Below are 18,819 nucleotides of genomic sequence, written 5' to 3' on the forward strand. Positions count from 1 at the left end.
AAACGATTTAGATTAGTGAGCGAACTGGTTCATCGTATTTTTGCTGTCATCGCCTGCTTTAAGTGCTTGTTCACCAGCAAAGATTTCTTTGTGATCATCACCAATATCAGAACCCGCCATTGCTTGATGTTTCACACACGCGATACCGCCACGAATTTCTTTACGTTGTACACCCGCAACATAAGCCAACATACCTTCTTCACCAAAGTAACCTTTTGCCAACTCATGTGTAGACAATGCAGCAGTATGGTAAGTCGGTAAAGTGATCAAGTGATGGAATACACCCGCTTCACGTGCAGCATCTGCCTGGAAGGTACGGATCTTGTCATCAGCATCAGCAGCCAATTCAGAATCGTCATACTCAGCACTCATTAACTTGGCACGGTCATAGGCAGATACATCTTTACCTTCAGCAGCCCAGCGATCATAAGACTGTTGACGGAAGTTCAATGTCCAGTTGAATGATGGTGAGTTATTATAAACAAGTTTCGCATCTGGAACTTGTGCTTTGATGTCATTTACAAAACCAGCAATACCTTGAACGTCTGGAGTAGGTGTTTCAATCCAGATCATGTCCGCACCATTTTGTAAGCTGGTTACACAGTCAAGTACAACGCGGTCGTGCTGTGTGCCTTCACGGAATTGGTATAAACCTGAAGCCAAACGTGTTGGACGATGTAATTTACCATCACGTTTGATCAGAATTTCATCTTCTTTCGCATCAGCAATGTCAATCTCTTGTGTATCTAAATAACTGATGTATTGAGAAGCTAAATCACCTTTCTCTTTGGATACAGGGATTTTTTGTGTTAAGTCTGCACCTTCAGAGTCAGTACGTGCAACGATTACACCGTCATCAACGCCAAGCTCAAGGAATGCGTAACGTACCGCATTGATTTTGGCAAGAAAGTCTTCGTGTGGAACTGTTACTTTACCTGCTTGGTGACCACATTGTTTTGCATCAGATACCTGGTTTTCGATCTGGATTGCAGCAGCGCCCGCTTCGATCATTTGTTTAGTTAACAAATACGTCGCTTCTTCGTTACCAAAACCAGCATCAATGTCAGCAATGATTGGTACAACATGCGTTTCGAAATTATCAATTTGTGATTCGATGTCTTTTACTTTTGCAGCATCGCCTGCAGCTTCCGCTTTTTGTAAAGCACGGAACAAATCATTTAATTCTTTGGCATCAGCTTGACGTAGGAAAGTATAAATTTCTGCGATCAATTTAGGTACTGAGGTTTTTTCGTGCATAGATTGGTCTGGTAATGGACCGAACTCTGAACGAAGTGCAGCAACCATCCAGCCAGATAGATAGATATAACGTTTGCTGGTTGTACCAAAGTATTTTTTGTTGGCAATCATTTTTTGTTGTGCAATGAAACCGTGCCAGCATCCTAGTGATTGTGTATATTTGCTGTGGTCTGCATCGTATTCAGCCATATCTTTGCGCATAATTGCAGCAGTATATTTTGCAATATCCAGACCAGTATGAAAACGGTTTTGAACAATCATGCGTGCAGCATCTTCTGGGCGGATCGCATTCCATGTGCCACCTAATTTTTCTTTAACTTTGCGTACATGCTCTAAAGCTGATTGGTAAGTCATGGTATATTCCTTGATCGTTAGGATTATCTTTTAGTGGATTTTCGGGGTTTAACCAGAGTCGCCACCAGAGGGTATGAACAAAGATTAGATCGAGATTTTTTTTTAATCCAATATTCTGCCTTGATTTTCATTATTCATATAAAAAATACCACAATCATTTCAAAACATATTTACTCACATTTAGAATAAATATTTGATTTTATTATTTATTATTTTTCATAAAATCTTTATCCTCTGTAACATTTCGTATATTTTTTCGCTTTTAGACTTATGTCTAATGCAAATAAAAGTTGCTTTTAAAGTTATTTTTTAGAATAAATTTTAAGCAAAACATGCTTGATGCTCATTCATTTAAAATTTTTTAAGGACTATTTTAAACAAAGAAATATAAATTAAGAGATGTAATTATAAAATATATCACTACCCTTTTTTAGGTATATAAAAAAGAGAATTTCAATTTATAGAAAATCATGCTAACAGCATGAATTATATATATTTATGCACTTTTTTGACTCATTTAATTGATATAAATGGTGCATTTTTTATACTAAGTGCTGTTTTTTAAACTAATTTGTTTATTTTTACATAAAAATCAAACACTTAAATATTGGCACACATCATGCATTCCCTTTAAGCATAAATATTTCTTATTAGTAATATTAAGTGAGGGCTTTACTATGCAAGACGCCATGTCAAGTACACCCCAATATACAGAGTCCAGTCATGGTCTTCTTTTAGCATCTCGCTATTTCATCATTTTACAAGATGAAAAGTCAGATTCAGCTTTAGAGTTAATGGATCAGTACCAAGCAAATAACAATGCCAAGATCATTATTTTGGCTAATCCAGAAGATGCGTTGGCTCTCCATCAACTTAGTCAAGCATTTAAACAAGCATGTATTGGCACATACGCCATTGTATGTGGTGATGAATATTTTCTCTGGCAAATTAAAAATAAATTACTCGACTATGGATTGGTCAGTGCTGAAATTTTACTGATTAAAACGCCAAGTCCAAATAAACAAATTTACTGTGTACATTGTTTTCATCTGTTTCAAAGCTCAGCCGATAAATTCTGTGATTGTCCACAATGTCATACCTCTCTTTTTATTCGCTCACATTTTTCTGAACGCTTAGGCGCATATATGGCTGTTTGCGCCAATGCTGAACAAATAGAGGAGCAAACAACATGAATAATTTAATGCCTGTGCGTATTGGTGATGTGAAACAAATTACACCGATTATCCGTGAATTTACTTTTGAAAGTTTGAATCAAGCATTACTGCCATTTTCATCAGGCAGTCACATTGTCGTTAATATGCCGTTAAAAGATCGTACCATCCGTAATGCCTATTCATTGATGAGTGATCCACTTGAATCTCATCAGTATCAGATTGCAGTACGCTTACAGGAAAATTCTCGTGGTGGTTCTCGTTATTTACATGAACAAGCCAAAGTAGGTGATATTTTACAAGTTTCTCCACCTTTAAATTTATTTTCGCTACATTCTCGGGCCAAACATCATATTTTTATTGCCGGAGGAATAGGCATTACACCATTTATTTCACATATTAAATATTTACTACATATCGGTGGTAGCTTTGAACTACATTTCGCCTGTCGTGATCAGTTAAGTAATGCTTATGAACAGTTATTAACATCACTTTTTCAAGATCAAATTCATATTTATTCAGAACGTACCAGACAACGTTTAAATCTTAAACAGCTATTTTCACGGCAACCGCTTAATAGTCATGTATATGTGTGTGGCCCAGATCGCTTAATTGAAGGTGTACAACAAAGTGCAACAGCGTTGGGGTGGTGTCAGAGCCGCATACATTGGGAAGCATTTACTTCTCCAGCGCCAGGCATAGCATTTGATGTCAATTTATTAAAAAGTCAGAAAAAAATTCATGTTGCCAGCGAGTTTAGCCTACTAGAAGCATTAGAAAACCACGGTATTGATGTTCCTAACTTATGTCGAGGTGGCGTATGTGGTCAATGTGCAGTGAAATATCATCACGGTGAAGTTGACCATCAAGATCATTTTTTATCTGAGCAGGAAAAACAACATCTACTAATGCCATGCGTTTCCCGCACCAAGCACGGTTGCTCTATTGATATTGATTTATAAGGAAATTTTTACATGACAGTTCAATTTAATCTTAATGAAAGTATGCGTGGACAATTCAAATATCATAATAGTCCGCTAGCAATTGCACGGTTTCCATTTCCATTTCCTGAAGACAGTTATATGTATTCAGTAAATCTGGAACCCGCAACAGCAAAACCAGATACCGTATTTGCACACTGGTTTGACATTGATGAGCATTATCTGACCGAAACCAATGAACGTGCTATGACACTGAAAAGTGATCCAAAGCGTTGCGTCATCATGCCACACATGCAACAGGCTGCATGGGATTTTCTGGAAATGGCAATGGAACATTTATCACAGGATTATCCGGAACAATTTGAATTACGACGCCATGGGAAACAATGGCATTGGATTAATCATCCCATGAAGATTGATGTGCAGTTCACCTTTGGTGATACCAGCACTTTGGCTATGGAACCTTTTGAATTTATCAGTCGTCAGGTACAAGGCGATATTGCCCTACTAGACCAGCGTGAAGGTGATTTATGGATGGATGCAGGCATGATTACTGGTGCTGCGGATTGGTCACTCAATTTTGATGCAGGCATGAGTTTTAGACAATGGCATGCACCTGTACCCCAAATTGCCCATGATCTTGGTGTATTTGAGCGTGCCTTAAAATTTCTACTCAATATTCAGGTGGGTCATCCTTATCGCCGTCTAAACTGGACCATGACCATTAACCCACGTATGGATACTTCATCAGAAACTTATCATCTGTGGGGACATGAACGCTGTATGGTCACCCCCGAGAACGTAGGCGAGCTGGTGCATTTACGCGTTGAGTTACAGTTTATGCCACGTTTGCCACGCAGTAATGCACTTTTATTTAGCATTCGCACTTATCTCATTAGCTTAAATGATTTGATTACACATCCCGACTGGGCCAAACGGTTACATCGAGTTTTACGAGATTTACCTGAAGAAATTGCTGAATACAAAGGCATTACCCGTTATCGAGCAACCGTTGTGCAGTGGCTCAGTCAATTTGATCAATAACATTTTTACAAACAATAGTGCAATACATTTAAAAAACAGGAAGGATATCACTATGGCAAACTCTTGGCGCATTTCAGCATTGGCAGAACGTCACCGACAAATGGGCTCTCATCTTGAAGACTGGAACGGTATGGGTACTGCATGGACCTATAAAGATCGCAGTGTAGCGGATGACCATGAAGCGATTCGTACAAAAGCAGGTTTAATGGACGTTTCAGGCCTAAAAAAAGTTCATTATGTTGGCCCACATGCAGAAAGTTTACTGGAATATGCAACCACACGGGATATTTCCAAAATCTATCCGGGTAAGTCTGCTTATGCCACCATGCTGAATGAAGAAGGTAAATTTGTTGATGATTGCATCATTTATCGCACTGGTCCAAATGCATTTATGGTGGTGCATGGCACAGGTATTGGTTTGGAAATGTTGACCCGTGGTGCAGTGGGGCGTCAAGTGGCCATTATTTTTGATGATGATCTACACGATCTATCTTTACAGGGTCCGGTTGCTGTAGATTTTCTGGCTGAACATGTCGCAGGCATTCGTGATCTAGCTTATTTTCATCACATGCAAACACGGTTATTTGGCTGTCCTGTGATGATTTCCCGTACCGGATATACGGGTGAACGAGGTTACGAAATTTTTTGTAAGGCTGCTGATGCACCAATAATTTGGGATACAATTTTAGAAAAAGGGAAAGATTTTGGTATTGTTGCCACCTGCTTTACCACACTGGATTATTTAAGGGTCGAAAGCTATCTTCTATTTTTCCCTTATGACAATTCTGAATATTATCCTTTTGCCAATGAAAAATCCGGAGATACGCTCTGGGAACTTGGTCTAGATTTCACCGTATCACCAAGTAAGGGCGAATTCCGCGGCTGTTATGAACATCGCCGCTTAAAAGGCAAACAACGCTTTAAAATCTTTGGCGTATTACTTGAAGGAGAACAAGCGGCTGAAATCGGCGATACATTATGGGCAGATGGTCAACAAGTTGGCATTATTACCTGTGGGATGTATTCGCGTTTGACTGGAAAGTCCATGGCACTTGCTCGTCTTGATCTCCCTTATGCCATTCAGGGTAAAGTATTACAGGTCAAAGGTAGCCTGGAAGTCGATGCCATTGCGCACACACTTCCATTTGATGATCCAGATAAACTTAAACGACTAGCAAAAGGCTAAGCAAATCGCTTTATCACAGTTCCCTCAACCAAAGTCAGAATCGGAAAATCCTATCTTCGGATGGGATTTTTCACCTTTAAAATCACATCATTAAAAGAATTTATTCTTATCACCAAGAGTGTGCGATTTTTTAAATGAATAGAATACATTGCACTATTATAGATATTTTTCAAAAAAAGAAAGATGAATGGAATACTTCCAGTAATTTTTAGCTGTATAAAAATAGATATCTATAGCAATGATCGCAACGGATTTATTATTAATTGCAAAAAAATATTCCTAAAAGTTAAAAATTATTCTTATGGCATCATATTTGCTTAATTTAATTGACTTCAACGCTCTGGAGTAACCGTTATGGAAGGTAAAAGCTTTTTTAAAATTAAAAGTATCAAACTACAAAATCCAGATACTTGTGAGCTGTATATGGAAAATGTAGATGATGCCTCAGTTAAAGGCTGGATTATTAATAGTAATGGCAGCCTAATCCATCGTTTTCATGAACATCTCAACACATTATGTAGTGCTGAAAATCCATTTCAAAGATTACTGGAATTAAAACAATTTTATCGTGTAGAAGTTCTTCATTAATGTGCAACCCATGATGCAAAAAAGAAGACATGCACCGTCATGTCTTCTTTTTTAATCAATGATATACAAAAACAATAAAAGTTTCCTAACAAGAAAAAAAAATTCAAAAAACTATAGACGGCAATGCAAATATCTTATAAATTAACTATCAGGAAAATAAATTTCTCAATAGGAATTTAATTCACCTTTTTTGAATCTTTATTCCGTGGCTTGAGAAGATAGCGATAAAAGCACGAGGATCCCCACATGCAACAAGATTTTGACCAATATGTATTAAAGATTAGTTGTCCAGCAGCTTCTGGTATTGTGGCCGCCATTTCAGGATATCTTTCAGAGAATCATTGTTATATCAGCGAAATGGCACAATTTGATGATGAAATTACCCATCGTTTTTTTACCCGTATCGTTTTTCGCTTTAACGAAAATGGTTCCGGAAATATCGAACAATTAGAAGCCGGTTTTACCGAAATTCGTGACAAGTTTAAAATGCAAGTTAATTTTTTCACCAAAAAACAACCTGTGAAGGTTTTGATTATGGTGAGCAAGTTTGATCATTGTTTCCTTAATCTTTTATATCGCCGTCAAAAAGGTGAACTGGATTTTGATATTACTGCGGTGGTTTCCAACCATCTGGATATGCGTCCAGTTGCCGAACGTGAAGGTTTACGTTTTATCTATCTACCTGTAAGTAAAGAAAACAAAGCACAGCAGGAAGAGGAACTTCTCAAAATCGTAGAAGAAACCAAAACAGATCTGGTCGTACTTGCACGTTATATGCAGATCCTTTCCGATAATCTTTGCAAACAACTGTCTGGTCGTGCCATTAATATCCACCACTCTTTCCTACCTGGTTTCAAAGGTGCCAAACCTTATCATCAGGCACATGCACGCGGTGTAAAACTGATTGGTGCAACAGCACACTTTGTCACCAGTGATCTAGATGAAGGGCCAATCATTGAACAGGAAGTGCAGCGTGTGGATCACTCCTACCTCCCTGAAGATTTGGTTGCCGTTGGCCGTGATACAGAAACCGTCGCTTTATCCAAAGCTGTGAAATATTTTGTTGAGCATCGTGTGTTTTCAAATGATGACCGTACGGTGGTATTCAAATGAGTATCCGTTTAAGTATAGAACCTGTGAATAAAGTCATTGATGGTAAAGCCACCGCCGAAGTGGTGCTGCAAGAAGTCAAAATCGAAGTCGAACAATTAAAACAGCAAGGTATTGAGCCTTGTTTGGCGGTTATTCTGGTGGGATTTGATCCAGCCAGTCAGGTCTATGTTCGCAATAAAGTACAAAAAGCCGAGCAAGTCGGTATTCGCTCACTTGAATTTCGTATGGATGCGGAGACCTCGACTGAAACTTTGTTAGCCAAGATTAAGGAGTTGAATGCCGATACTTCAGTAAATGGTATTCTGCTGCAATTACCTTTACCCAAACACATTGATGAAAACACAGTATTACAAAGTGTCTTACCTGAAAAAGATGTTGATGGTTTTCATAGTGAAAATGTTGGCGGATTAAGTCAGGGACGTGATGTGTTGGTACCTTGTACACCAAAAGGCTGTTTGCGTTTACTCAAGGATCATCTGGGTGATTTGTCCGGACTGAATGCTGTGGTCATTGGTCGTTCCAATATTGTTGGTAAACCGATGGCAAATCTGTTGCTACATGAAAATTGCACCGTAACGATTGTCCATTCCAGAACCCGCCATATTCAAGAGATCTGTAAACAGGCTGATATTCTGATCGCAGCCATTGGTCGTCCACGTATGATTAATGCAGATTACATCAAGAACGATGCGATCATCATTGATGTTGGAATTAATCGTATTGAAGAAAATGGTAAGACTCGTTTAGTCGGAGATGTGGATTTTGATGATGTATATCCACATGTAAGTGCCATTACTCCTGTTCCGGGTGGTGTTGGTCCAATGACCATCGCCTATCTAATGAAAAATACGCTGCATGCAACTTATATTCAGCACAGACATTAATATTTTAAATTGTAATTAGAGCGATACTCGGAGGAATTATGCCATTAGGTCTGCTTAAATATGGATTAAGTTCAGAATATCCACTTGAAGTTGATTTCCCTCTGCCCAAAGCGCTGAAATCAAGCTATGACGTGGTCATCATTGGTGGTGGTGGTCACGGTCTGGCAACTGCTTATTACTTATCCAAATATCATGGTATCAATAATATTGCTGTACTGGACAAATCATATCTGGGCGGAGGCAATACCGCACGGAATACGGCAGTGATTCGCTCTAATTACCTCACGTCTGAAGGTGTTAAGTTTTATAGTGAGTCTGTTAAGCTGTTCAAAAATCTGTCCAATGAGTTTGATTACAACATTATGTATTCAGAACGTGGACAACTCACACTTGCCCATACCGATTCCACGGTAAGGGCTTTCAGACAACGTGCAGAAGTCAATAAACATTTTGGTGGTCGCACAGAAATGCTGGATCGCCAGCAAATCAAGGAACTGGTGCCTTGCCTAAACCTTGATCCTGCACATTTACCTGTATTGGCAGGACTATGGCACATTGATGGTGCAACGGCTCGTCATGATGCAGTGGCGTGGGGTTATGCCAAGGAAGCCGTTAAACGTGGCGTGGAAATTCATCAGCTTACTGAAGTAGAGGATTTTGTTGTTGACGGCAACAAGATCACAGCGATTAAAACCAATCGCGGGACAATTCAGTGTGGTTGTGCAGTACAGGCGATTGCCGGTGCCTCATCAATCTTGATGAATAAATTAAATATTCGTGCGCCAATTCATACTTTCCCTTTGCAAGCTATGGTGTCACAGCCTTTTAAACCCTTTCTAAATCCTTTGGTGAGTTCTTCGGCATTACATTGTTATGTGCAACAAACCAGCCGTGGTGAAATTGTATTTGGTGGTGGTTCCGATCCTTATCCACTTTACAACACGCGTTCTACACTGGATTTAAAAGAAAGCTTGCTGGCTCATGCCATCGAGATGTTCCCGTTTATGGCCAATGTCAAATTAATGCGTCAATGGGCTGGAATTACCGATATGACGCCGGACTATAGTCCAATCATGGGGAAATCACCCTATGACAATTATTATCTAGATGCCGGTTGGGGAACTTGGGGCTTCAAAGCCACACCGATCTGTGGCAAAACCATGGCTGAACTTGTGGCAACCGGAAAAACACCGGAACTGATCACCCCATTTGCACTGGAACGATTTAGCAAATTCCATCAAGTCAACGAGATGGGCGCAACAGCTGCCAGCCATTAAGGAGAGAACCGATGAAAATTTTACATTGCCCACTTAATGGTGACCGAAACATTAGTGAATTTAGTTACGGTGGCGAATTTAAAGTAATGCCTGACCAGAATACCTGTACAGATGAAGCATGGGCTGATTATGTTTTTAACAGCGACAACATTGCCGGTGTCGTCACAGAATGGTGGATGCATACCCCAAGCAGTTATTGGTTTATTGCTGAACGCCATACTGTCAGCGATGAAATTCTTGCCACTTACGACCCACGGGAATTCTTTCAAAAAAAAGGCTTAAGCCCACAAGATTTTCTGGGTCAATCCGTTGAATATAAATCGGCTGAGGAGTCTAAATCATGAGTAATCCGACATCTTTATCTCGACTCCCACTACCTTACGGCTTGTTGATTGACCGTAATCAACCTGTTTCTTTTGAATTTGATCATCAACGATTTCAGGGTTTTTCCGGGGACAGTATTGCCAGTGCGTTGATTGCCAATCAACGCTGGATTATGTCACGTTCTTTTAAATATCATCGTCCCCGTGCACCATTAAGCATGGCCGGACAGGACGCCAATACTTTAATCCAGCTTAAAGAAGAAGCCAATGTTTTGGCAGATACCACCCTCATTCAACCCAACCTTGTGGTCGCAGGACAAAATTTCAATGGATCTTTACTCAAGGACTCAGATGCTTTCTTGGGTAAGTTTTCAAAATTTATGCCGGTTGGATTTTATTACCGTTCATTCTACAAGCCTAAAGGGATCTGGAAATTCTGGGAACCGATTATTCGTAAAAAAGCCGGTTTAGGCGTTCTGGATCTGGATTTCAAACCAGAATATTATGACAAGGCATATTTATTTACCGATATCGCCATTATTGGTTCCGGTCCTGCCGGATTACAGGCAGCGTTAACTGCAGCTGAAGCAGGTGCAAAAGTTACCCTGATTGAACAGGAAAAAATTCTTGGCGGTAGTCTGAACTATGCACGTTTTGACCTTGATGGACAAAAAGCCCAGTCACTGAAACAAAAACTCATTGAGGCTGTTCATCAACATGCCAATATTTGTGTGATGACCGATGCCATTTGTAATGCATGGTTTACCGATCATTATTTGCCGATTATTCAGGGTAAACGCATGTACAAACTACGTGCAAAAAAATGTATCGTAGCCAGCGGAAGTTTTGATCAACCGGTTGTTTTTCATAACAATGACCTACCGGGTGTGATCTTAACCAGCGCAGTACAACGTCTTATTAAACTGTATGCAGTTAAACCCGGAAAAAATGCGGTTATTTTAACCGGTAATGATGATGGCTATCTGGCAGCACTAGATTTGATTGAAGCGGGTATTCAGGTAAAAGCATTGGTTGATATGCGCAATGCACCTGCCAATCCATCTTTGCAATCCCGTCTGGAAAAACATAATATTCCGTGCCATCTCAATAGTACAGTCTATGCAGCACAGCATAGCAATGGTATGCAGCACATCACGGGCGTTGATATTCGTACAATTACGGGTGAAGGCAAAGTTGCTGAACAATCGACAAAAATCTCCTGTGATTTACTCTGTATGTCATCAGGTTATATGCCGGTTTATCAATTACTTTGTCAGGCAGGTGGCAAACTTAATTATCTGGATCATAAAGCCATGTTTAATATTAGTGGCTTGCCAAAAGGTTTATTGATTACAGGTTCAGTCAATGGCGTACATGATATTGACCATGTATTGATTGATGGCGCTCAGGCTGCCAATGTAGCGTTAAGTGAATTGGGTCTGGCGAGTCCACCACAGCAAGAAGTATTCGAGGAAGCTTCGGTTAATTTTAGCTGGCCAATCTTTCCTCACCCAAAAGGTAAAGAATTTGTCGATTATGATGAAGATTTGCAAATTGCAGATATCGTCAATGCAGCCCGTACAGGTTATCGTGACATACAATTAGTCAAACGTTACTCTACAGTAGGTATGGGGCCATCACAAGGACGTCATTCTGCTTTACCAACTGCTCGTCTGGTAGCAAAAACTACCCAGCGCACAGTGACTGAAACCGGAGTAACGACTGCCCGCCCACCATTTACTGTAGAAAAACTGGCGCATGTTGCCGGGCGAGGTTTTGATCCCTATCGTCAAACTGCCATGCATCAACGTCATCTTGAACTTGGTGCAAAAATGATGCCTGCGGGAACATGGCAACGTCCTGCTTTTTATGGAGATGCCAACACACGTCAGGAAAATATTGCCAGAGAAGTACAATGTGTACATCAGAATGTCGCCATCATTGATGTATCGACTTTGGGTGGACTAGAAATTCGTGGTGCAGATAGTGCAGAATTTTTAAATCGTATGTATACCTTTGGTTTTGCCAAATTACCTGTCGGTAAAACCCGTTATGCGGTGATGGCCAACGAACACGGTATTGTCATTGATGATGGTGTTTGTGCACGACTATCTGATCATCACTTTTATGTGACAGCCACCACCAGTGGTGTGGATCGTATTTATCAACAAATGCTGAAATGGAATGTGCAATGGCGTTTAAATATTGACATTACCAACGTGACTACAGCCATTTCTGCGGTCAATATTGCCGGACCAAACTCTCGTAAAGTGATGGAAAGAGTGTGTCAGGACATCGACCTGAGTGCAGAAGCATTTCCATATTTAGGCGTACGTTGCGGAACAATCCATAATATTCCGGTACGTGTCATGAGAGTTGGTTTTGTCGGCGAACTGGGCTATGAAATCCATTTCCCTACCCGTTATGGCGAATTTATGTGGGATCTACTGATGGACGCTGGCAAGCCCTTTGACATGCTGCCATTTGGTGTAGAAAGTCAACGTTTACTGCGTCTGGAAAAAGGCCATATCATCATCAGTCAGGATACCGATGGCATGTCACATCCAAAAGAAGTTGATCTGGGCTGGGCCGTCAGCCGGAATAAACCGTTCTTTGTCGGTAAACGCTCAATTGCCATTTTGGAAGCACAACCTTTGAAACGCAAACTGGTGGCATTTGAACTGGATAAAAGCAGCCAACAACCGCTGGAAGGTCATATCGTACTGGAAGGTGAAAATATTTCCGGCAACATCACCTCCTGTGAATATTCACCAACACTGGATAAAATCATTGGTTTGGCCTATGTTTCGATTAACCAGAGTGAAATCGATACCACCTTTCCAATTCGGGTTGAAGGCGGTGCAATGGTGCATGCCAAAGTTGTTAAGGCACCATTTTATGATCCTGAAAACAAACGCCAGGAGATGTAATCATGCAAACTGAAAAAATCTTGCAACCTGCTGAACGCAGCCCTATTGCCAACATTAAGGCATTGAACTATAAAGACTTTGGTCGAGGTAAAAGTTTTCTGGATCAAACCACTGCATCAGATAAAATTATCCAGCAATGCGCACTGGTAGATTTAACCAATCTTGCACGTGTTGGATTTCGTGGTACAGATAGTGCTGCTTATCTACAAAATCTAGGCTACCAATTACCGGAAACAGCAAATACAGCTGTACAGCAAAGCAACGGTGAATGGCTCGCACGCCTTTCAGCAACTGAATATCTCATTCTTGGTACACTGAATGATTTCGGTGTCCATGTCACAGATATTGAACAAAACTGGCAAATGACCGAGCAAGGCAATTACTTATTACCTCGTCAGGACAGTCATGCATGGTTGCAAATCAGCGGTCAATACATTGTTGATGTTATGGCAAAATTATGCGGCGTGGATTTATCCCCTGCTGCCTTTATCAGCGGACAAGTGGCCCAAACTTCAGTTGCACGAATTAACTGTATTGTGATCAACGCTTCTACCGATATTCCGAAATTTTATATGCTGTGTGATCGTGCCAGTGCATTATATTTATGGCATGTGATACTGGATGCCATGACTGAATTTGAAGGTCAGGTGGTGGGTGTGAACACACTAATCTAGGCATTAAAACCATCGCTCAGCCATTTTATGCAAGTAAGATGGCTGTTGTTTTTTTATCGTTAAATTTTTCACAAATCTATCGATTTTGCTTCACAAATTTGGCCATGCATTCATCAAAGTCAAGCAGTGATGTATAACCGATCAGCGTAAGCAATTTTTTCCTAAAATTTATGTTACCTTAATGCCATCGTAATACTGAAATGGCGCATCGTATGTCCGTGCATTTTTTTCATACTTCTGATTGGCATCTGGGACAATTCTTTCATGGTCACCCACGTCATTATGAGCATGAGCAATTTCTTGCATGGTTACTCGAACAAATTCAATCTAAACAACCCAATGCATTATTGATCGCTGGTGACATATTCGATGTAATCAATCCCGGCGCACAGGCACAAAAACAACTGTATCAGTTTCTTGCCGATGTACATCAGCTTGCGCCAAACATGCAAACCTTAATGATTGCCGGTAATCATGATTCAGGTTATCGCATTGAACAGGTTGAACCTTTACTGGAAAAATATCGAGCCAAATCCGTAGGCATCTTACAACGTAATACAACAGGCCAACCGGATTTGGAACGTTTGATTGTGCCCATTTACGATATCAATCAAAAAATTATTGCATGGTGTATTGCCCTGCCTTTTTTACGCCCTGCAGAAATTACTGGTTATCAGGAATTTGCTGAAGATAGTCAAACTGCAATTGCTCATTTACATGAAAAAATTATTGCACTGGCCAAAGTAAAGGCCCAACCGGATCAGGCATTGATTCTAATGTCACATGCACATCTACAAGGCAGTGAAACCTCCGATTCAGAACGTCCCATTGTTATTGGTAATGAAGAGGCTTTATCTACACAGCTTTTTTCAGACGGTATTGATTATGTTGCACTCGGACATTTACACAAACCCCAACAGGTTGGTGCTACAAATATTCGTTATTCCGGTTCACCTATTCCTTTGTCTTTTAGCGAAGTGCGCTATCCCCATCAAATTCTGGATGTGACCATTGATCCTTTAGCATCAGAGCAACGCCTTGATGTACATAGTATTCGTATTCCCCGCTTTGTTGACTTGATTCCTGTTCGAGGTGAGTTAAACGATGTACTACAAAAAATTCAACAACTTGAACACGGTGAATTTATTCCTGTCGAACAGCGACATTTTGTTGATGTAGAATATTATTCGCATAGCGCACCACCTTTGGATTTAAGACAACAAATTGAGCAAGCTTTACCGGACAATCGCTATCGTTTGGTTCGTCTGGCCCGAAAATTAACCGACTCAACCACGTCATCCACACAAGGCTCAAAAATTGATCTTGCCCCGCCTACACCACAACAATTATTTCAGCAACTTTGGCACAATATGGGACATACGCCAGATACACAGGTTGAACAGGACTTTATTAGCCTATTACATGAGGCAGAACAACAACAGCATTCAGATCATTAAAGGCTATCTATGAAAATTCTACGTTTGGGATTGAGTAATCTAGCCTCTTTATCTGGCGAACAAAATATTGATTTTGAATCAGAGCCTCTGGCACATGCAGGTTTGATTGCCATTACCGGAAAAACCGGTGCAGGAAAGTCCACTTTACTTGATGCCATGTGTCTGGCTTTATTTGACCAGATTCCACGTTTAAACGGTGCAGCAGGCACATTGCAGGATGCCAGTGGACAAGGCATTGCCATCAAGGATTCCAAACATATTTTAAGACGTGGATGTACACACGCTTATGCCGAAGTTGAATTTATTGCCCTGGATCAAAAACGCTATCAGGCTCGTTGGGAAATTCGCCGCGCCCGCAATAAATTAAATGGTAATCTTAAAGTTGATCGAACCATAACCTGCCTTGATGATGCACAGATTTTAACCAGCAGCAAATCTGAAGCCTCCCCATTGATTCAAAAACTGATTGGTTTAAGTTTTGAACAATTTACGCGTGCCGTATTATTGGCACAGTCTGAAGTAGGCGCTTTTTTAAAGGCCAAAGATCAGGATCGTGCCGATTTACTGGAGTATCTGACCAATTCCAATATTTTTAGTTTGATCAGCCAGTTATCCTTTGCAAAAACCAAGCATTATCGCGATGAACTGGAACAGCTACAACAGATTTTGGGACATATTGAACTGCTTAACCCAGAACAACTTGCTGCACTACAACAACAAAAAACCGAATTACAAAATCAGTTGCAGGCACAACAGCAGACACAAAAAAAACTGGAACAAACACAGCACTGGTATCAACAACAAAAACAACTGTTACATCACATCCATACAACTCAAAATGCACTGCAAGACATTGAACAACAGCAACAGGCTATTGATCAACAGCGTCATTTATTAACACAGCTTGACCAATTCAGCCAAATCCGTCCAGTATTTCATGAGCTTGATCAGGCCAGACAACAGCAAAAACAACTGGAACAAAAGAAACAACAACAGAATCAACACGTCATACACGCCCAGCAATCTTTACAACATTGCCAACAACAATTTGAACAAGCTGAAAAAAATCTTAGTCAACATAAAACGATGCTCAAAGATTTACAGCCAGTGCTACAAAAAGCATTCACACACGACTCAGAACGTGAACGCTTATTAACAAACTATAAAGAAAAAAATCAAGAATTTAAGGCTTATGAAACACAGCTTTTAGAAATACAACAGCAACTCAATACTGAAACCCAGCAACAAGAAATTTTAGAAAAGCAACAACAACAGATACAAATACAATTAGCACAAACTCAATCGATTGCAATTTTTGCTCAGGAGCCTAAAGCCAATATCGAAAAAATAACGTTTTTTCTCAATCAATGGCAACAATTACAAGCTCAACTTCAGACATCAAATTGCAAGACAATCCATGATCTACAACAACAGCAGCAACAGTTAATATTAAATATTGCACAACATCAGCAGCAATTCGGCACACTGGATGATATCGAACAGCACATTAACAAAAATCAGGTGGAACTACAGCGATTACAACAGCAGCAACATGCAGCACAAGCTTTTTCCCGAAGTTTGGCTGACTGCCGAAATCTGCAACAGCAGCAACGACACACCAATGAAAATATTGAAAAACTTCAACCACAATTACAACAATTGCAGCAGCAATATACGCAGGCGCAACAATCTTATTTGCAGGCAGAACAACATTTACAACACCTACAACAGATTCTAAATACACAAAAATTAATTCAAAATGAACATATTGAACATTTACGTAGTCAATTAAAGCCAGAACATCCCTGTATGGTATGTGGAAATACACAACATCCATTTATTGAACATGAATCAGCCTTACAGCATGCCATTGCCCAAATTCAGGATCTACAGGAACAACAAGCCCTGATCGCCAAACAAGATGCACAGAACCAAGCAGAACAATTACAGCAACAATATTTTCAAGCTCAATCCAGTTTACATCATCAGCAACAACGACAACGTGAACTTGAGCTGGCATTTACACAAAGCTGGCAACAACTGCAACAAGATTATGCTGTAACCAACATGCAACTTGAGCTGCAACAGGATATTGTTGCGCTAGAGCAAGATTTTCAAAATGCTTTTAAATATTTACAACAACAATTGCAAAAATCTCAGGAACAATTAAAACATTGGCAAAATTGCCATACTCGGGGCAAAACACTCTTTAATCAACAGCAGCAACACATAAATGACGTCATTAAAAACTATCAGCAGGCTGAACATGCCATTACGTCAAAACTTGATTATATTTGGCAAGAAGCATGGCAACGTCAACCGGAGCATACTGCGCAACAATTAAAAAGTGACATTGAACAAAGAGTTGAACAACTTGCAATTGCAGAACAACTTACGCAACGGGTTCAACAATCAGCTCAACAATGTTCAAATATTCAGGAAAAATTGCACTGGCTACAATCCCAACATCACAATTTACATCAGCAAGTTCAACAAATTGAACAGCAAGGTAAAGACAATAGTCGACAATTAATTGAATTAATTTCGCAACATAGCGAGCAAAAATTTACTTCAGCCCAGGCATGGCAAACAGCCTTATTGGGACAACAACAACACATTGAACAGGCTTATGAAGCAATATATTTGCAATTACAAAAGGATGACAAAAACTATCAACAACAATGTCAACAAGAAAATGAATTACTTAGCCAGCTCACTGTCTGGCAGCACCAGATCGAACATTACCAAAATCAGCAACAACAATGGCTAAGTCAACATCCTGAATTTGATCAACAACGAATTGATGACTGCCTGAGTCATTCATTACAGCAAATTCAAGCATTACGCAATGAGGTTCAGAGCTTCCAGCAAAACCAGACAAAAATTCAATCTAATCTGGCAATTTATCAACAACAGCTTGATCAACATCAACAACATCTACCCGAAATCGCACAGAATGCATTGCAACAATACACACAACATATCGAACAAAGCATTCAACAGCTTACACTTGAACGTGATGAAATTAATGCCAAAATCATCAGTGACAACGAACGACGTCATGAGCTACAACAATATCAGCAGCAATTGACCACATTACAACAGCAGATCAATCGCTGGGGGAAAATTTCTGAACTGATTGGCAGTAAGGAAGGTACAAAATTTCAGCGAATTGCACAGGAACATCATCTGGATATTCTCGTGGAATATGCTAATCAGCAACTCCAACCTTTGGCACCGCGTTATCAATTAAAACGCATTGACAATAGTCTGGGACTTGCCATCATTGATCATGATATGAATGCCGAACAACGTCCGGTTCTGTCATTATCCGGTGGAGAAACATTTCTGGTTTCTTTGGCATTAGCATTGGCCATTGCCAATATGGCATCAGGCAATATGAAACTGGAATCATTATTTATTGATGAAGGCTTTGGGACACTTGATCCGACGTCCTTGCACATTGTCATGGATGCACTGGATCGATTACAAAGTCAGGGACGTAAGGTGGTATTGATTTCTCACGTACAGGAAATGCATGAGCGGATTCCGGTACAGATTCAAGTGCAATCTATAGGTGCTGGTGCAAGTCAGATTAAAATTATAGGATAAATAATAT

The 18,819-nt window shown here is 40.0% G+C and carries 14 protein-coding genes; 13 read left to right on the forward strand and 1 reads right to left on the reverse strand.

From position 1 onward, the window contains the following. Positions 1 to 12: 12 nt before the first annotated feature. Positions 13 to 1,611, reverse strand: a complete 1,599-nt coding sequence (locus tag F4V57_RS04485; protein WP_070068806.1) for an isocitrate lyase — start codon at positions 1,609 to 1,611, stop codon at positions 13 to 15. A 677-nt stretch (positions 1,612 to 2,288) separates the two neighbouring features. On the opposite strand from F4V57_RS04485, the gene F4V57_RS04490 reads away from it, so the two are divergent. The 13 genes from F4V57_RS04490 to F4V57_RS04550 all read left to right on the forward strand — a co-directional run bounded on the left by F4V57_RS04490 (position 2,289) and on the right by F4V57_RS04550 (position 18,812). Next, on the forward strand, positions 2,289 to 2,804 hold the full coding sequence (locus F4V57_RS04490) for a dimethylamine monooxygenase subunit DmmA family protein (RefSeq protein WP_070068807.1): 516 nt from the start codon (positions 2,289 to 2,291) through the stop codon (positions 2,802 to 2,804). Further along, positions 2,801 to 3,745, forward strand: a complete 945-nt coding sequence (locus F4V57_RS04495; RefSeq protein ID WP_070068808.1) for a PDR/VanB family oxidoreductase — start codon at positions 2,801 to 2,803, stop codon at positions 3,743 to 3,745. Before F4V57_RS04490 ends, F4V57_RS04495 begins: the two co-directional genes overlap by 4 nt. 12 nt (positions 3,746 to 3,757) lie before the next feature. Further along, a complete protein-coding gene (locus F4V57_RS04500; protein ID WP_070068809.1) occupies positions 3,758 to 4,768 on the forward strand; it encodes a heme-dependent oxidative N-demethylase family protein in 1,011 nt (336 codons plus the stop codon). Positions 4,769 to 4,820: 52 nt separating this feature from the next. Further along, entirely contained in the window at positions 4,821 to 5,954 is a 1,134-nt protein-coding gene (locus tag F4V57_RS04505) for an aminomethyltransferase family protein (protein WP_070068810.1), read from the forward strand. Positions 5,955 to 6,308: 354 nt separating this feature from the next. Continuing rightward, the gene (locus F4V57_RS04510) at positions 6,309 to 6,542 is read left to right on the forward strand and encodes a hypothetical protein (RefSeq protein ID WP_070068811.1); all 234 of its coding nucleotides are present in this window, start codon (positions 6,309 to 6,311) and stop codon (positions 6,540 to 6,542) included. Positions 6,543 to 6,788: 246 nt separating this feature from the next. Continuing rightward, the gene (gene purU / locus F4V57_RS04515; RefSeq protein ID WP_070068812.1) at positions 6,789 to 7,655 is read left to right on the forward strand and encodes a formyltetrahydrofolate deformylase; all 867 of its coding nucleotides are present in this window, start codon (positions 6,789 to 6,791) and stop codon (positions 7,653 to 7,655) included. After that, the gene (gene folD / locus F4V57_RS04520) at positions 7,652 to 8,539 is read left to right on the forward strand and encodes a bifunctional methylenetetrahydrofolate dehydrogenase/methenyltetrahydrofolate cyclohydrolase FolD (protein WP_070068813.1); all 888 of its coding nucleotides are present in this window, start codon (positions 7,652 to 7,654) and stop codon (positions 8,537 to 8,539) included. The genes purU and folD overlap by 4 nt, the downstream gene beginning before the upstream one ends. A 38-nt stretch (positions 8,540 to 8,577) precedes the next feature. Then, positions 8,578 to 9,816: an FAD-dependent oxidoreductase gene (locus tag F4V57_RS04525; RefSeq protein ID WP_070068814.1), complete on the forward strand. Its 1,239-nt coding sequence runs from the start codon at positions 8,578 to 8,580 to the stop codon at positions 9,814 to 9,816. A gap of 11 nt (positions 9,817 to 9,827) precedes the next feature. Beyond that, positions 9,828 to 10,160, forward strand: coding sequence for a sarcosine oxidase subunit delta (locus tag F4V57_RS04530; RefSeq protein ID WP_070068815.1), 333 nt, complete (start codon positions 9,828 to 9,830; stop codon positions 10,158 to 10,160). Next, positions 10,157 to 13,069 carry a glycine cleavage T C-terminal barrel domain-containing protein gene (locus tag F4V57_RS15055; protein WP_070068816.1) on the forward strand — a complete coding sequence of 971 codons (2,913 nt, stop codon included), beginning with the start codon at positions 10,157 to 10,159 and terminating at the stop codon, positions 13,067 to 13,069. The genes F4V57_RS04530 and F4V57_RS15055 overlap by 4 nt, the downstream gene beginning before the upstream one ends. A 2-nt stretch (positions 13,070 to 13,071) precedes the next feature. After that, positions 13,072 to 13,743 (forward strand): sarcosine oxidase subunit gamma, encoded by a 672-nt coding sequence (locus F4V57_RS04540; RefSeq protein ID WP_070068817.1) that lies wholly within the window; start codon positions 13,072 to 13,074, stop codon positions 13,741 to 13,743. 212 nt (positions 13,744 to 13,955) lie between these two features. Further along, a complete protein-coding gene (locus F4V57_RS04545) occupies positions 13,956 to 15,200 on the forward strand; it encodes an exonuclease SbcCD subunit D (protein WP_070068818.1) in 1,245 nt (414 codons plus the stop codon). Between the two features lie 9 nt (positions 15,201 to 15,209). Beyond that, positions 15,210 to 18,812: an AAA family ATPase gene (locus tag F4V57_RS04550; protein WP_070068819.1), complete on the forward strand. Its 3,603-nt coding sequence runs from the start codon at positions 15,210 to 15,212 to the stop codon at positions 18,810 to 18,812. Positions 18,813 to 18,819: the final 7 nt, after the last annotated feature.

It is taken from the genome of Acinetobacter qingfengensis (genome assembly GCF_008693185.1).
GTDB classification, from domain to species: domain Bacteria; phylum Pseudomonadota; class Gammaproteobacteria; order Pseudomonadales; family Moraxellaceae; genus Acinetobacter; species Acinetobacter qingfengensis.

Bases quoted from the DNA above. Each gene is read 5' to 3' on its own strand.
- F4V57_RS04485 (WP_070068806.1), bottom strand. From the start codon at position 1,611: ATGACTTACCAATCAGCTTTAGAGCATGTACGCAAAGTTAAAGAAAAA.
- F4V57_RS04490 (WP_070068807.1), top strand. From the start codon at position 2,289: ATGCAAGACGCCATGTCAAGTACACCCCAATATACAGAGTCCAGTCAT.
- F4V57_RS04495 (WP_070068808.1), top strand. From the start codon at position 2,801: ATGAATAATTTAATGCCTGTGCGTATTGGTGATGTGAAACAAATTACA.
- F4V57_RS04500 (WP_070068809.1), top strand. From the start codon at position 3,758: ATGACAGTTCAATTTAATCTTAATGAAAGTATGCGTGGACAATTCAAA.
- F4V57_RS04505 (WP_070068810.1), top strand. From the start codon at position 4,821: ATGGCAAACTCTTGGCGCATTTCAGCATTGGCAGAACGTCACCGACAA.
- F4V57_RS04510 (WP_070068811.1), top strand. From the start codon at position 6,309: ATGGAAGGTAAAAGCTTTTTTAAAATTAAAAGTATCAAACTACAAAAT.
- purU (WP_070068812.1), top strand. From the start codon at position 6,789: ATGCAACAAGATTTTGACCAATATGTATTAAAGATTAGTTGTCCAGCA.
- folD (WP_070068813.1), top strand. From the start codon at position 7,652: ATGAGTATCCGTTTAAGTATAGAACCTGTGAATAAAGTCATTGATGGT.
- F4V57_RS04525 (WP_070068814.1), top strand. From the start codon at position 8,578: ATGCCATTAGGTCTGCTTAAATATGGATTAAGTTCAGAATATCCACTT.
- F4V57_RS04530 (WP_070068815.1), top strand. From the start codon at position 9,828: ATGAAAATTTTACATTGCCCACTTAATGGTGACCGAAACATTAGTGAA.
- F4V57_RS15055 (WP_070068816.1), top strand. From the start codon at position 10,157: ATGAGTAATCCGACATCTTTATCTCGACTCCCACTACCTTACGGCTTG.
- F4V57_RS04540 (WP_070068817.1), top strand. From the start codon at position 13,072: ATGCAAACTGAAAAAATCTTGCAACCTGCTGAACGCAGCCCTATTGCC.
- F4V57_RS04545 (WP_070068818.1), top strand. From the start codon at position 13,956: ATGTCCGTGCATTTTTTTCATACTTCTGATTGGCATCTGGGACAATTC.
- F4V57_RS04550 (WP_070068819.1), top strand. From the start codon at position 15,210: ATGAAAATTCTACGTTTGGGATTGAGTAATCTAGCCTCTTTATCTGGC.